Origin of the sequence: Campylobacter curvus (genome assembly GCF_013372125.1) — a bacterium.
Lineage (GTDB): Bacteria > Campylobacterota > Campylobacteria > Campylobacterales > Campylobacteraceae > Campylobacter_A > Campylobacter_A curvus.
The window spans coordinates 412,574-427,119 of record NZ_CP053826.1; the positions used below are offsets into that span (position 1 = coordinate 412,574).

The following is a 14,546-nucleotide window of genomic DNA, read 5'->3' on the forward strand; positions in this document are numbered from 1 at the left end:
GACTAGAATTTGAAATTTAGGGGCTTAAATTCTTAAAATGTAATTTTATAATTTAAAATTTGTTTAAAGATTGTTTTGATATTATCTCGATTTAGATATGATAATCATATTCAATAAAATAACATAGGGAGTAAAAATGAAATTAGATAGTCATGCTATTAAAATTTCTTTAGTTGCCGCAGTGCTAATGGCGGGGGGGGGGTAGTGCGAATTTATCGGCTGCACAAAACGTTTCGCTAGATACTATCGAGGTGACCAGTAGTAGTGGCGGATATGCAAATGTCGATGAGGCAAAGGTCACGACTAGAAATGCGACCTTGATCAAAGATGTTTTTAGAGATATACCAGGCGTTTATGTGAGTGGTACGAGTGGATTTCACCAGAAAATTTATATGCGCGGCGTGAGCGATAGAGGTTTAAATATCTCGATAGACGGTGCTAAACAGACTGGATATAACTTCCACCACAACTCAGACTTGTTGATCGATCCAGACCTGATAAAGGCTGTTGATATAGAAGTCGGTGCTAGGTCTGTCGTAAATGGCTCAGGCGCACTTGGTGGCTCAGTCGCGTTTAAGACTGTCGATGCGAGCGATCTTCTTGAAGATGGACAAGACATCGGTGCAAAGATAAAAATGGGCTACACTTCAAATAACAAAGGCTACTCTCAAAGCGCGATGGTCTATGGTAGAGCCTTGGATAGCCTAGACTTACTTGCTGCATTTAAACACTACGGATATAACTTTGGTAAAAGTGGAAATAATCATAGAGTAGGTGGCGATGGCAATGATATAAACTATTTATTTAAAGCCAGCTACAGCTTCCTTGATGCACACAAGATCAGCCTTTCGACCGAGCACATGCAGTATAAAGGGCTTTATCCTTTCCGTGCAAATTTTGGTATCGACTACTCAAGTGGTAACGTGATCGCCGATAGAAAATATGAGCGCGATACGCACACTATCAAATATACTTACAATCCAAGTGATCTACTTGAACTTGACGTGACAGGATACTATACAGATCATACCTTGCATTCAAAAATTGGTAGTGCCGACAAAATCGGTGTAGAAACTGTCGGGTCAAAAATAGGAGCAAAAACTAAATTTAATACTGGAGACTTTGCTCATACTTTAAGATATGGCTTTGACTTTTATCGCTCAGAAAGCTATGCAAAACCAACCAATTTAACTCCTGAAAAATTAAATAACTATGCGCTTTATTTAGAAGATGCTATCAAATTTGGCGATCTAACGGTAACACCTGGCATAAGATATGAAAGACACGAGCTAAAAACATACAATGGCACAGCTGGAAATTTAAAAACTTACAAATATAAATTTGATGCAGTAAGTCCAGCTATCGCGCTTGATTATGAGATAGGCAAAGGGTTTGGGGCATTTGCTAGCTATGCGAGGGTATTTAAAGGACCTGACCTAATGGAAGGTATGCTAGCTAGCGGAACCTATATCACAGGTAGAGGAACTCAATATACAGACTGGGTCGGCAATGACAATCTTAAAAAGACGACTGGCAACGCCTATGAGATCGGCGGACGATACAAGGGTGAATTTGCAGAAAGATCGTCAATTAGCCTTATTGCTAAATATTTTAGAACCGAGTATAAAAATCTAATAATGGACACTAACGCTGCACGTGGAATGATAAATTCGACCGTAACTAGAAGAAACGCAGGAAATGTCGATATAGACGGCGTAGAGATATTTTCTAGGCTAAATTTAGATACATTAAGCCTAGCAGCTGGCTACACTCACCAAAAAGTAAAATATAAAGATAGAGTAGCTAGCAATGCAGCAGGAACGTCATTTTATAGCTCTACTTACTTAGGCTACCGTGATCTGGGTGATAAATATACATTCAATGCCGAATACACTATCCCGCAGGCTGATTTGTTACTCGGATATAATCTGATCTATTTTGCTAAGAAAAATGCAATGTCAGCTAGCAGCAATAGTATCGTCAAGCTACCAAGCTACGCAGTGAGCGATGTGTATGTGACTTATATGCCAGATAGCGGTAGATTTAAGGGATTGGAGATAAACGCAGGTCTTTACAATGTGTTTAATAAAGCTTACGCTTCTCAAACTCAACAATCAGAAGACTTTGCAACAGGCAATGCAGAGTGGGAGCCGGGTAGAAATTTCAAGGTCAGCGTATCTTATAAATTCTAAAACTAAACCCCAAGGGCCTGAGGGTATGAGCTCTTGGGGTTGATTGTTATATTTTAATAGGATGAGTAGTGATACTTCACTTCGCTAGAGCTCAAACTTGCTTCTTAAAAAGCTAAAAACAAAGCGCAGTAGAGCAGAATGTATTATATATATTAGGCACTCTATCGTAACTCATCCTATTGTGAAGTAAAAGATTTTATTGGATACTGCATTTAATAGAGTGCTTTTAAGGCGGGTAAAATTTACAAATTTCTATCAGTACCTACGAAATAGAGGCTAAATTTAAGCCAAAATTTCTTCTATCGTTTTTATGACCAAATTTGGCGTCAAGCCTTTCATACACGCATGCGTGCCGAGTGGACAGACGCGCTTCATGCACGGCATACACTCTAAATTTAGGTGCAAGATCCGCGCGTTTTCGTTTTGCCACGGGCTGGTTTCGCTAAATTTCGTCGGCCCAAAAAGCGCGATGGTAGGCACTTTATAGGCTGCCGCGATGTGCATCGGGCCGCTGTCGTTTGTGATAAAAACCCCGCCGCTTCGCCCTACGCCGCCGATCTTTTCGCACAGCTCTTTTATGCTGGTTTTGCCCGCTAGGTTGTCGCATTTTACGCCATTTGCGGCTAAAATTTGCTCGATTTTGCCGCAAATTTCAAGCTCACCGCTACCGCCAAAGATGACAATCCTAAATCTATCCTTAAATTTTAATGCAACCTGCGCGAAATACTCGGGATACCAGCGTTTTGCGCTACCGTAGCTCGCTCCCGGATTTAGCCCGAGCACGGGCGCGTCAAATTTGCACGGAGTGAAATTTAGGCTCAAATTTTGCGTAACACGGCTTAAATTTAGCGAGCTTTGCACGAAATTTAGGTATTTTTGCACCTGATGAAGGCTAACGGCGGTCTTTTGAAACTGAAATTTACGCCCCGCACGCAGGCAAAAAAGCAAAAATTTGCTCGCAAGCCCACTTCTAAAACTAAACGCCGCGTCAAATTTACCAAGTCTGCGCGCGTTTTTAAACAGCCACCAAACCCTAAATTTAGCCCTTTTGCTCTCATCGATGATCGCCGTTTCGCACTTTGGATGCGCCTTAAAAAGCTCACAGGCGGCAAACGAGCCAAAAAATGTGAGCTTTGCTTGCGTGAAATTTGCCGCGATATTTTCGACCGCCGCACTCGCCATCACGGCGTCTCCCAGCCAAGTCGGAAGCTCGATGAAAACCCTCATTTTAGCGCGTCACTTATGACTTCAAGCGTGAGTCTGGCGTTTTTTTCGATAGTGAAATTTTGCGCGAGACGGGCGGCATCGTCTTGAAATTTTAGCAAAAGCTCATGGTCGTTTAAGATTTGTTCGATCAGCGTTAAAATATTCTCGTCGTTCGCGTCTTTCATCACGAATTTTTCGTCCAAAATTTCGCTCGCTCCGTTTTGAGCGGTCGTAAAAACGACGTTTTTGTAACTAAGCGCCTCTAAAACGACGTTTGAAAACGGCTCGTAGCGCGTCGGAAAGATAAATATATCGCTTGCCTCGTAAAATTTAGCCGTGCTTCGCTGCTCGCCCGTAAATAGCGCGCTTACGCCCAATTTTTTGGCTAAATTCTTATACGAATTTAGCTTTTTATCCTTGCCGACGATTATCAAATTTACACTCGTTTTGAGTTTAGAAACAAGCGTCAAAAGCTCGCTGACACCTTTTCGTTTAAAGCCGCTTCCGACAAATAAAACAATCGGTAAATGATAGTCCAGTCCAAACTCCTCGCAAAGTGCCATTTTTGCGCTGCCTTTTTCGACTTTTTGCGGTAAATTTATGCCGTTATATATCGTGACGATTTTTTCTGGCAAGACGCCGTAAGCAGCGACGATCTGCGCTTTGATAAAATTTGAGTTTGCGATGATTTTACGGGCATTTGTGAAGCATCGCTTCTCTAAAAACGGATAGACGAAATTTAGCGGATTTGCCCACCAAAAGGGCTTGGTTTTCATATAAATTTTATGCACCCCGTCACCCGCGCGGTAGATGTCTGCACTCGTGATGCGCTCCAAGCTAAAATAAAGCTCGTCCGCCGCCTTTTGTCGCTTTGCTTGCGCGTTAAATTTTAGAGCTTTGAGCCACGAGCTTAGCCCTTTGTTGCCCGTAAATGCGCGCACTTCGCACTCTATGCCGGCGTTTTTCAGGGCTTTTATGAGACGCGACAGATAGCGTTGCGCCCCACCCACGGCGCTTGGGTCAAGCCGTAAAAATACGATTTTTTTCATATTTGTCTATTGTGCTGAGTGCCAAGCCCCATAAAAATAGCAGTAAAAGGGCGTTCTCGTGATGGAATGTTGTATTGACGATAGATATCATATTTTGCCAAATCAGAGTGATCAGGGCTACAAAAATAATAATGGAACTTTTAAAATTTTTGATAAGCTTTACAAAGAGTGTAACTTGAAAGACTAAGTATGCACAAAGTGCAACTATACCTTTTTCTGTTAAAAATGTTAAAAATGTATTGTGTGCATGTCCAACTCTTACTTCGGGATTGCCTGGAAAATATTGGGTTATGTCTATACTTCTAAATTCTCCTGATCCTATACCAAAAAAAGGATTATCAAGCCAAGTATATATCGCACTATAAAATATAGGATAGCGTGTCTCTGTAGATGTTATACCCTTTATAACTTGTTGTTGAAACCTTAAATCCTGTGACATAAATAGATAAGAAATAAAAATTACTACACAAATAGTAATAAGAGTAAATGAAAATTTTAAGCTTATTTTATTTTTAGTATTTAGATAAAAAAGTATACAAAATGCGATGATTGGCATTAGATACATTGTAGCGCGTGATCCGGCTATGATAATGCCGATAACACAAAATATGGTTGTTATTAAACAAAAATATTTGCTGATAGCCTTTTGATTTATGAAAGATAATGACACGGAAAGTATGATCAGCATAAAAATAGCGCTATGATTGACATGCCCGATCGATTTTAACTCAAAAAGCTCCATTGGATCAGCGGAGCCAAATTTAATAAAAGCACCAATTATGAATGCTAGAATAAACCCAGAAAAAAGAGCGTAAAGTGATAGTTTTAAATTTAGTTTATCTATACCAATCATTCTTATAATAAAGAAAAACAATACGCATCTGAGTGGATCAAGGGAAGTCTTTATTGAAATTTGATTTATGATACACCCTACAATCGTAAATACGACAAATAATATTAGTGATATATTTATTATGTCTAGTTTGAAGTTCATCTTTTCTTTTACACATATATAAATGCCAAGTAGGATCAAAAGGACTAGTGAAATTTGTTTTATGCCCTCACTGATAGGTAGACTAAAGAGAAAAATAGCCAACAAAATGTTGTAAATTTGATAAAGCCTTGATCGATTCAATTATTGCTTCCCCCTGAAAGTAAATCCATATAAATTTTATAAATTTTTTGTGCCATTATATCTTTTGTAAAATGAAATTTTACAAAATCTCTAGCATTTGTTTGAAATTTTTCCTTTTTGGTATTATCTTTTAATATGGATGTGAGATTTAAAGCTAAAATGTCCTTATCAAAATCACTAAGACAAAAATTCGATCCATCGTATAAATCTTTCACACTTCCAACATTTGTTGCTATACAAGCTTTTTGCATTAAAAGTGCTTGTATTAAAGCTTGCGGCACACCTTCATTTTGTGAAGTTAGCATAAAGATATCAATCGCTTTTAAAAATTTCGCACTATCTTTTGTGTGCCCAAGCAGCCTTGCATAACCGTTCATACCGTTTTTATCTATAAAATTTTGTAATTTTTCTCTTTGCGGTCCATCTCCTGCTATGACAAATCTGATATCTTTAAAGTCGTCATGAAGTTTCAAGGCAATATCTAAAAATAGATCGCATCTTTTAACAGAGCGCAAAACGCCTAACATACCTATATAAATTTTATCTTTTTCAAAGCCAAAAAGCTCTTTACATTCATTTTTATTGTATATGTTTGGATCAAATTCTTTATCATCAATACCTGTTGGTATCGATGATATTTTATCTTTTTTGATGCGATTATCTCGTATCATCGCTTCTCTTACACCGCTACCGGTGGTGATAATAAAATCTGCAAGGGAATTTATAAAATTTAGTCTTGAAGGATTTATTGGGTTTGATAGATGTCTGGTGCGGATAAATTTTATCCCAGCGATCTTTGCGGCTATACCGCCAACCCATGTATCCTTTCCACTGTGTGAGTTTAGAATGGATATGCCATTTTGCTTTATGAATTTTACAAGGGCAAATATGGTTTTTAAATCAAAGGAAGATTTGAAATCAAAATGCACGACTTCTAGCCCTGCCTGTCTTGCTTTGATCGAAATTTGAGAGTCTTCCTTGCAGGCTATAAAAATCTTAACTGCATATTTTTGTTTTATGGCGAGTGATTCGTTGATTATACGGATCTCTTGTCCGCCCCAGCCACCCGACCATTCAGTATGGATTACTTTGATTTCTTGCATCATTATGAACTCGTTATGAAAATTTTATTTGATTTTAGCTAAAGTAGCCACAAAAAAATATAAAGGGCATATGTTGAGCGTTAGTGTTTTGATGTATCACCATGTTTTACAAAAAAGTGGGTTTATAACAAGTAGCATTGAAGAGTTTAGAGCCCAGATGAACTTTCTAGCCAGCAATGGCTACAAAACTTTAAGCAGTGCTGAATTTTTTAAATTTAAAAAGGGTGAGCTTAAACTACCTAAAAAAAGTGTGTTTATAACCTTTGATGATGGCTGGAAAGATAATTTCATATATGCCTATCCTATCATAAAAGAATTTGGCCTCAGGGCTACTATATTTTTAACTACCCAGTGGGTAGAAAAAGCAAGCCAAAAGCTAGGAAATTTTATAGAGTGTAACCACGATGAGTATAAGAAATTAGCTCCAAAAATGCCCGAAAATGTCTTTTTGAACTATAATGAAATAGAAAAGATGAGGGAGAATTTTGACTTTCATTCGCATACACATACGCATTTTAATGATTATTTTGGTGAAATTTCGCTAAATGAAAACATATCGCTTTGTAAAAAATTTATGAAAGATAAATTTGGTATAGATGACAATATGCTTTGCTGGCCAAAGGGTGTTTATAATGACGAATATATAAAAGTGGCAAAACAAAATGGTTATGAGATGCTATTTACTACAAAAAGAGGTATAAATAAGGCAGATAATAAGCTTGATGAGATAAAGCGAATAGCCGTTAAAAAAGATGATAGATGGCTAAAAAAGACTCTCTTTATATATCAAAGCGACATTCTTGGTAGCGTTTATTCTTGGATTAAGAGATAGGACTTAGGATGGATACAAAAGTAAGCTTTGTCGTTCCTGCGTATAATGCTTCAAAATATATAAAAATTTGTGTAGATAGCTTGCTAAATCAAAGCCTAGAAGATATAGAAGTCATCGTGGTGGATGATGGTAGTACCGATGATACGCTTAAAATTTTAAATAATTTTAATGATGTTAGATTAAAAATCGTCTCAAAACAAAACGAAGGAGCAAGCTCGGCTAGAAATGTTGGCATAAATTTAGCTGGTGGTGAATTTATCATAAATATAGATAGCGATGATTTTGTAGAGTGCGACTATGCAAAAGATGCTTATGAAATGGCTATTAAATTTGACGCTGACGTTGTAGTGACAGATATGATTAGAGATTATAAAACTCATAAAAAATATATAGCGGACTTTAAAATAGATAATGGAATAATCGATAAAAATGAGTATTTTAAGAGGCTTATCGTCTCAAAAGGAGTTTGTCATAACGCTGTAAATAAGCTAGTTCGATCATCTCTTTTGAAAGCAACGCCTTTCCCAAATGGTATATTTTTAGGCGATGATCTTGATACGACGCTAAAATTTATCTATAAAGCCCGAAAAATAGCCAAGCTAAACAAGGCATATTATCATTACCGCATGGGAGAAAATAATACAAGCGGCTTTGAAAGTCTAAAAGGCATAAAAGATCATAAATTTGTCTATGACGATTTGATAAAATTTTGTAATGACAACGGTGTAAATGACGATAAAATCATATCTATGTTGGAGCTTAGAAAGATAAAGGGTGTTTATCTACCGCTTATTTTTTGCAAGGCAGATTTAAACAATAAAAATTATATAATAGGGCTTAAAATTTTAAAAGACGATATGGATAAAATTTTAAAAAGTAGTGGGTTTAAAAAGCTAAGAATGAAATATAAATTTTTGCTTTATCTGGTTAGCAAGATAAAAAATGATCAAAAAATTTGTAAAATTTTCAATGCTTTTAATAAAATAAATAATATTTTTTCTGGGAGGAAAATTAAAGATTTCAGAGCTTGATTTTAAATTTATATTCTAGATCATCAGTTAGGGTTTCTTTTTGGTTTATCAATCGTTCTAAATTTTCTTGATCGTTTTCTCTGCTTTTTAATCTTTGTATGCGCTCGGTTTCATTTGTTTGAAGATGGATCAAAATATCAGCTTTTGAGAGTCTTTCTTGCGGATAAGTATTGATATAAAGTATGATTTTTACAAAAGATGGTAAAAATTTAAAAAATGGCTTTAACTCATCTTTTATTTCAGTTTTTATTTTTATCTTTGGCCTTATAAGAAATAGATTTAAGCTCATCACGTCATCATCTATAACAGCTATCTTATACGGTTTATGGCTTTTTCCTAGTCCATTTTTACGAATAAATTTACCAAGCGTACTTTTGCCACTACCAGCTAATCCAGTAATCACTATAACTACTCTTTTTTGCGTTTTTGATAAATTCGTGACTATATTTTCAAGCTGAAACAGTTGATATTTCATTGAAATTTCCTGTTTCTAAATTTTGAGTAGAGACTCCCAATGATCGGTAGTGAATATATGAAAAGCTTTTTCTTGATCCTAAAGAGGTAGTCCTTATCATTTTTTGCGTTGTTTGATATGTCTATTCGGTGTATTTTAAACATATTGTCGCAATCACAAAAACCGCCGTCTATCACGCTAAAAGCAAAGGCATAGTTTGTATTTTTGATAACTTTCATCGCCGTATCGTTAAAATGTCCCTTTGGCCAACAAAATCCAAATTCTTGTTTGTCAGGGAAAATTTCCTTTATCTTTTCATAGGAACGATCGAATTCATCTTTTAGCCTTATTTCATCGTCGCTTTTACAAGAGAAATGTGTTGCCGTATGGCTATCAAATTCAACTAAACCGCTTTTATAAAGCTCTCTTATCTCATCTAAATTTAGAAAATATTCTATATTTTCTTTATAATCAAGCTCGCTGTGAGGTTTTGGCTCAAGATTAAAATTTTTTCTTTTAACATCATTTATTTTATCTGTTATCAAAAACACAACTGCAGGGATTTGAAGCTCAGTTAATATAGGGTACGCGTATCTGTAAAAGTCGAAATATCCATCATCAAATGTCAATAAAACGCTTTTTGGCTCTCTTTTTATACGTCCAAGAGCCATATCTTTAAATTTAGCGTATGAGATAAATTTATAGCCTTGATCTTTTACGCTTTGAAGAGCTTTTTTTACTAGCTCTGGACGTATCGTTATGCTATCTTTTTGCGGCGAAACGTGATGAAGTGTTAATATCAAAATCGGTATATTCATAGGCTCTCCAAAAGAATTTTGATCTGTTGTTTTAGTACCTTATGATCATAGTTTTGTTCTACATATTTTAAAGCATTTTGCGCGTAGCTTTGAGCTATATTTTTATCGTTTATTAGATTTATTATGTTTTGTGTCAGGGAAGATGTGTCTTGAAATTTAGCACAAAGCCCTCTTGATTTATCTTTTATTAGTACGCTCATAGGCTCTTTATCATAAACCACGATAGGAGTTTGACTACTCATTGCTTCAAGCAAAACTGTGCCAAGCCCCTCACTGTGACTGGCAAAAACATAGATATCGTAAGATTTTATGACATTTATGCCATCTTTTCTAAAGCCGGTAAAGATTATTTTTTCATCTTTGCTAAACATTGATGAGATGTCAGCTTTGACGCTTTCATTTATATTCCCGCCAAAAACTATAGTCGCGTCTTTGAAAGTTTTTAGAATTTCTTTGGCAGCGGTAGCAAAATCATAAACTCCTTTTTTGCGGTAAAGTGAAGTAAAAGTGCCGATCACTAGATCATTTGGTGATATATTTTGTTCTTCTCTAAAAGTACTTTTTATGGATTTTAAAAGTTTTGTATCAATGGTGCTTGGTAGATAAAAAAGCCTTTGCTCTTTTATTCCGATACTTTTTAGTGTATCAAAAACGCTTTGCGATATGTATAAAATTTTATCAAACATCTTTTTATGCATAAATTTCGACACAATACCTTTTATAGGAAACATATTGTGTCTTTCCCTTAGAAATTTAACTCCTCTTTTGCGCCACAAAAGCCCGGCTATCGCACCGACCCAACTATCCGTTGACGCGTGAGTTATTACGACATTTATGCTATTTTCTTTTATTGCTTTACAAAGCGCGGGGATCGATTTATGAAAATTTTTCTTATTCATCTCACATTCTATCGTGTTAAAATTTTCACTTTTTGCGACCTTTAAAATTTCGGAATTCGGATTGCAAAAAAGATAGACCTCATGCCCAAGCTCGCGCATAAATCTCATCTCGTTCATTACCTTGTTTTGCTCTCCACCCCAGTTATAAAGCGTTTCTGTATGAAGTATGTTCATTGTATTCTTTCTCTTATTTTTTGTTTTATTTTATCTATCTCGTCTTTACTAAATTCTATCAAGCACCTACTTATGCGAGTATCGTTACAGCCCGCCTTTTCGCATGAAATGCACTCCCAGTTTTTTTGAAAAACCGTATGCCTACCCATGCTTTGATCCCCACTTTTTCTAGTATAGCCGCTTTTATTTAGTGCATTATCCCATGCTCCCCACTCTTGCGCGTTACTAGGTCCAAACAGCGCTACTACAGGTACATCGTTTGCCGCGGCTATGTGCATGATCGCCGTATCCACTCCGACAAACATTAGCGATCGTTTTGATAACGCTGCGGTTTGCTTTAGGCTGAGTTTGCCGGCAAGATTTAGTGGCTTGCTTTTACAAAGCGCTAAAACGCAGCCGACTTTTCTCATTTCCTCTTCGTTTTTGTCCGCAGTTATGACTGCTTTTACTCCAAGCTCGTTTTCGCAAAAGTCTATAAGCTCCGCCATGACTTCGTCGCTAGCACATTTAAACACCCAGCGGCTAGTCATATGAAAATGGACGAATTTTTCGGGTAAATTTACGCCGTCCAAGCAGTTTTCATCAAAATAAATACTGACTTTTTTACTTATAGGCTCCAGGTTTAAAGCTCTTAGCGTGTCTAAATTTAGCTCGACCGTATGCCTAGTGCCCTCTATTTTAGGCACTTTGTGCGTTATAAATTTACTGACAGTCTTGTTTTTGCTGTCAAAGCCTACGATCGTTTTTATTTTAGCGTATTTTGCGATGATGATGCCGCGATCACCGGTAGTCGTTTGTATCGCGATATCGTATTTTTCATTTTTGATCGTTCGGATAAATTTAAATTCCGTCATTATCCGTCGCCAAAGCCCACCGCTACGAGCCAAAGCGCGGTCATAGATGTGAATTTTGCGCACATTCGGGTTGCCCTCTACCATCGCCTCGGTGCCTTTATTTAGTGCAAAGTCGATAACTGCGTCAGGAAAATAGTGCTTTAAATTTTCTAAAAGCGGCGTTGTTAGCAGCACATCGCCGATATTTCTAAATTTTATGACTAAAATTTTCATTTTATGTATTTCCAGAACGTATATTGTGCGTAAAGCCTTGCTATCACGTAGCCGCGCCACCCTTCACGCCATCCGCCTTTTAAAAAAAACAGCTTGAAAAACGTCCAGATAGGATGTAAAACGGCTTTAAATTTATTTTGCCTCGCACCAAGGCTCGAGTAGCGATTTTGCTTGGTGATAAACTGCTCGATACTATCGTATGCGTGGTGCAAAAATGGATTTTTCAGCTCGCCAGTTTCGCCGTTTACTATGACCTTTTCGTGGATCTCGCGCCCATCAAATTTAGCGTGTGATCTATCAAAAAGTCGCACGCTAAAGTCAGGATAAAGCCCCATGTTTCGCACCTCTTTGCCAAAAAATAAATTTAGCCTAGGCACGCGATAAGCCATGAATTTCGGCTCTTTTAAAATTTCATTTATCTCATCGCGAAGCGGCGGCAGTATGATCTCGTCGCTATCTAGTACAAAGACCCAGTCATTACCGGCTAAATTTACGCCAAATTGCTTTTGCTTGCCAAAGCCAAGCCATGCTTGGTAGTGAAATTTCACATTTTTAAATTCGCTGCAAATCTTAACCGTATCGTCGTTAGAGCCGCTGTCTATGACGACGACCTCGTTTGCGAACTCTACGCTTTTTAGCACCTCGCGCAAGTATCTTTGGCTGTTGAACGTGAGTATCACGACGCTTAGCATTTATACGCATCCTCGTAAAAGTGCTTAAAGCGTCTATGAAACCAAAAATACTCGTCTGCTTTGGCGCGTATCATAGCCTCGCACGCGCTTGCTTGCGCCTGAGTGGCTTCTAGGATAGCATTTTGTTTGTCCAGTTTGTTTATATCAAGCGGCGGGAAAAAGCAAATTTCGCTCATTTCGTCGTCTATTTGGCGGATAAAGGCCGAGACGATGAGCGCATTCGTCTTTTGTGCAAATATACTAGCAGCCGGCGTGTGAAGCACGCGTTTGCCAAAAAATTTCACCTCTATGCCGTCGCTTTTTGATGTGTTTTGATCGACTAGGATGCCGACTAAGCGGCGTGATTTCAGGGCTTTTATCATCTGCTTTGCAGCCCCGCTTTTATCGATGAGCTCGATGTCAAATTGCGTTCTGTTCGCGCTTAAAATTTTATCTATGCTCTTACTATCAAGCTTTCGTCCCAGGATACTCACGGCTCCAAATCGTGCCGCCATCGCCAAGCTAAAAAGCTCCCACTGCCCGTAATGCGCGGTCGTTACGATGATCGGGCGATCCTCTTTTAGGGCTTCTAGTAGGTATTTCTCATCTTTAAATTTCACTCGCTCGAGCACCTTTTGCTTTGTCGTGTGCTGGTTTAGGATGAAATTCACACCCAAAAATTTAGCAAAATTTTGATACGTTTTTTTGGCTATCTCTAGCTTTTTCTCGTGCGTTTTGCTCTCGCCAAAGGCCAGATTTAAATTTGTCATCACGATGTTAAAGCGCCTTTTGCCAAGCCTCATGTAAATGGTGGCTAAAGCGTTTACGATAGCGGTATAGACGTATTTTGGAGTCGCAGCTATCAAAAATTTCAGAGTGTAAAAGCCAAAAAGATAAATTTTATCCATTTAGTATCTTTCTGGCGAAATTTGCGACCGTCTCGGGAAAGATCTCGCGTATGCAAAAGTCGTTTTTATCGATACTCCTGGCGTCTATTTGCCTGCCCATATCGATCAGTAAATTTACCGGCGTCTCGTAGGCGTTCCTGTGGCTTGGACGGTTGCCAAAAAGCGTGAGAGAGGGTGCATTTATCGCCCATGCGATGTGCGTGAGCCCGCTGTCGTTGCCTATGGTCAGATCGCAGCTTGCTATAAAGTCTATCATCTGCTTTATACTCATCTTTTCAAGTAGCATGGCATGCGTACCTTGAACTAGAATTTTAGCCTTTTCAAGCTCTGCGGCATTGCCGTGACAGACGTAGATATCATACTCTTTTAGTAGATTTATCACGGCTTTAAATTTATCGTAGCACTTGCTCTCCTCGCTGGCAAACGGTGCGATCAGGATGCGTTTTTTGTCCGCATTTTGCGGCTTTTTGCCATGCACTTCAAAGCACGGCTCTTTGTTTAAAATTTCATCTTTGCTAAATTTAAAATCCATCGCAAACGCGGCTAGACCGAGGTTTCTAACGATGATATTTTCGTTGTAATCGATACTGAATTTATATTTATAAAATTTACTGGCGATCTTTTCCTTGGCGCTTTCTTTGCTGAAGCCGTAGGTGTTTTTGCCCAATAAGCGCGTGACTATTGCTGATTTTAAGAGGCCTTGCAAGTCGATCACCACGTCAAATTTATCAAGGCGTTTTAAAATTTTAAAGCTCTCTTTAAAGCTTTTTTTCAAAGGCACGACGACGAGCTCGTCGATCAGCGGGTGATCTTTTAAAATTTCAGCGAATCTCACGTCCACGATCCACGTTATATGCACATCCGGGGCGTGCTTTTTGATAAATTGTAAAACGATGACGGCATGGACGATATCGCCAAGTGCCGAGAGCTTTACGATAGCGATTTTAAGCGGTTTTTTACTTTGCATTATCAACTTTAAATTTTAAATTTGGTATGATTTTATAAAA

At 37.9% G+C, this 14,546-nt stretch carries 14 protein-coding genes; 3 read left to right on the top strand and 11 right to left on the bottom strand.

The annotated features are described in order from the left end of the window. Positions 1-251: 251 nt before the first annotated feature. On the top strand, positions 252-2,192 hold the full coding sequence (locus CCVT_RS01955; RefSeq protein ID WP_018136993.1) for a TonB-dependent receptor domain-containing protein: 1,941 nt from the start codon (positions 252-254) through the stop codon (positions 2,190-2,192). Positions 2,193-2,474: 282 nt separating this feature from the next. Here the strand turns inward: CCVT_RS01955 and waaF are convergent, their stop codons facing one another. The 4 genes from waaF to CCVT_RS01975 form a co-directional block, all read right to left on the bottom strand. Then, entirely contained in the window at positions 2,475-3,419 is a 945-nt protein-coding gene (waaF, locus tag CCVT_RS01960; RefSeq protein WP_018136992.1) for a lipopolysaccharide heptosyltransferase II, read from the bottom strand. Further along, entirely contained in the window at positions 3,416-4,447 is a 1,032-nt protein-coding gene (locus CCVT_RS01965) for a glycosyltransferase family 4 protein (protein WP_018136991.1), read from the bottom strand. Before CCVT_RS01965 ends, waaF begins: the two co-directional genes overlap by 4 nt. Continuing rightward, positions 4,419-5,441, bottom strand: a complete 1,023-nt coding sequence (locus tag CCVT_RS01970) for an O-antigen ligase family protein (protein ID WP_227898142.1) — start codon at positions 5,439-5,441, stop codon at positions 4,419-4,421. The genes CCVT_RS01965 and CCVT_RS01970 overlap by 29 nt, the downstream gene beginning before the upstream one ends. 137 nt (positions 5,442-5,578) lie before the next feature. Further along, a complete protein-coding gene (locus CCVT_RS01975; RefSeq protein WP_018136989.1) occupies positions 5,579-6,688 on the bottom strand; it encodes a glycosyltransferase in 1,110 nt (369 codons plus the stop codon). Positions 6,689-6,758: 70 nt separating this feature from the next. Here CCVT_RS01975 and CCVT_RS01980 point away from each other — a divergent pair, with 70 nt between their 5' ends. Together CCVT_RS01980 and CCVT_RS01985 are read left to right on the top strand one after the other, a co-directional pair. Continuing rightward, on the top strand, positions 6,759-7,517 hold the full coding sequence (locus tag CCVT_RS01980; RefSeq protein ID WP_026175520.1) for a polysaccharide deacetylase family protein: 759 nt from the start codon (positions 6,759-6,761) through the stop codon (positions 7,515-7,517). Between the two features lie 8 nt (positions 7,518-7,525). Then, positions 7,526-8,548 (top strand): glycosyltransferase family 2 protein, encoded by a 1,023-nt coding sequence (locus CCVT_RS01985; RefSeq protein WP_018136987.1) that lies wholly within the window; start codon positions 7,526-7,528, stop codon positions 8,546-8,548. On the opposite strand, the gene CCVT_RS01990 is transcribed toward CCVT_RS01985, so the two are convergent. From CCVT_RS01990 to waaC, 7 genes are read right to left on the bottom strand one after another with little or no spacing between them, the layout of a single operon-like run. Further along, complete coding sequence (locus tag CCVT_RS01990) at positions 8,538-9,023, bottom strand: DEAD/DEAH box helicase family protein (protein ID WP_018136986.1); 486 nt, start codon at positions 9,021-9,023, stop codon at positions 8,538-8,540. The genes CCVT_RS01985 and CCVT_RS01990 overlap by 11 nt on opposite strands. Further along, complete coding sequence (locus CCVT_RS01995) at positions 9,020-9,820, bottom strand: polysaccharide deacetylase family protein (protein ID WP_018136985.1); 801 nt, start codon at positions 9,818-9,820, stop codon at positions 9,020-9,022. The genes CCVT_RS01990 and CCVT_RS01995 overlap by 4 nt, the downstream gene beginning before the upstream one ends. Then, positions 9,817-10,893: a glycosyltransferase family 4 protein gene (locus CCVT_RS02000; RefSeq protein ID WP_018136984.1), complete on the bottom strand. Its 1,077-nt coding sequence runs from the start codon at positions 10,891-10,893 to the stop codon at positions 9,817-9,819. Before CCVT_RS02000 ends, CCVT_RS01995 begins: the two co-directional genes overlap by 4 nt. Then, on the bottom strand, positions 10,890-11,960 hold the full coding sequence (gene rfaQ / locus CCVT_RS02005; protein ID WP_018136983.1) for a putative lipopolysaccharide heptosyltransferase III: 1,071 nt from the start codon (positions 11,958-11,960) through the stop codon (positions 10,890-10,892). The genes CCVT_RS02000 and rfaQ overlap by 4 nt, the downstream gene beginning before the upstream one ends. After that, positions 11,957-12,652, bottom strand: coding sequence for a glycosyltransferase family 2 protein (locus CCVT_RS02010; RefSeq protein WP_018136982.1), 696 nt, complete (start codon positions 12,650-12,652; stop codon positions 11,957-11,959). Before CCVT_RS02010 ends, rfaQ begins: the two co-directional genes overlap by 4 nt. Then, the gene (locus CCVT_RS02015; protein WP_018136981.1) at positions 12,646-13,539 is read right to left on the bottom strand and encodes a lipid A biosynthesis lauroyl acyltransferase; all 894 of its coding nucleotides are present in this window, start codon (positions 13,537-13,539) and stop codon (positions 12,646-12,648) included. Before CCVT_RS02015 ends, CCVT_RS02010 begins: the two co-directional genes overlap by 7 nt. Beyond that, positions 13,532-14,506, bottom strand: a complete 975-nt coding sequence (waaC, locus tag CCVT_RS02020) for a lipopolysaccharide heptosyltransferase I (protein WP_018136980.1) — start codon at positions 14,504-14,506, stop codon at positions 13,532-13,534. Before waaC ends, CCVT_RS02015 begins: the two co-directional genes overlap by 8 nt. Positions 14,507-14,546 lie beyond the last annotated feature (40 nt).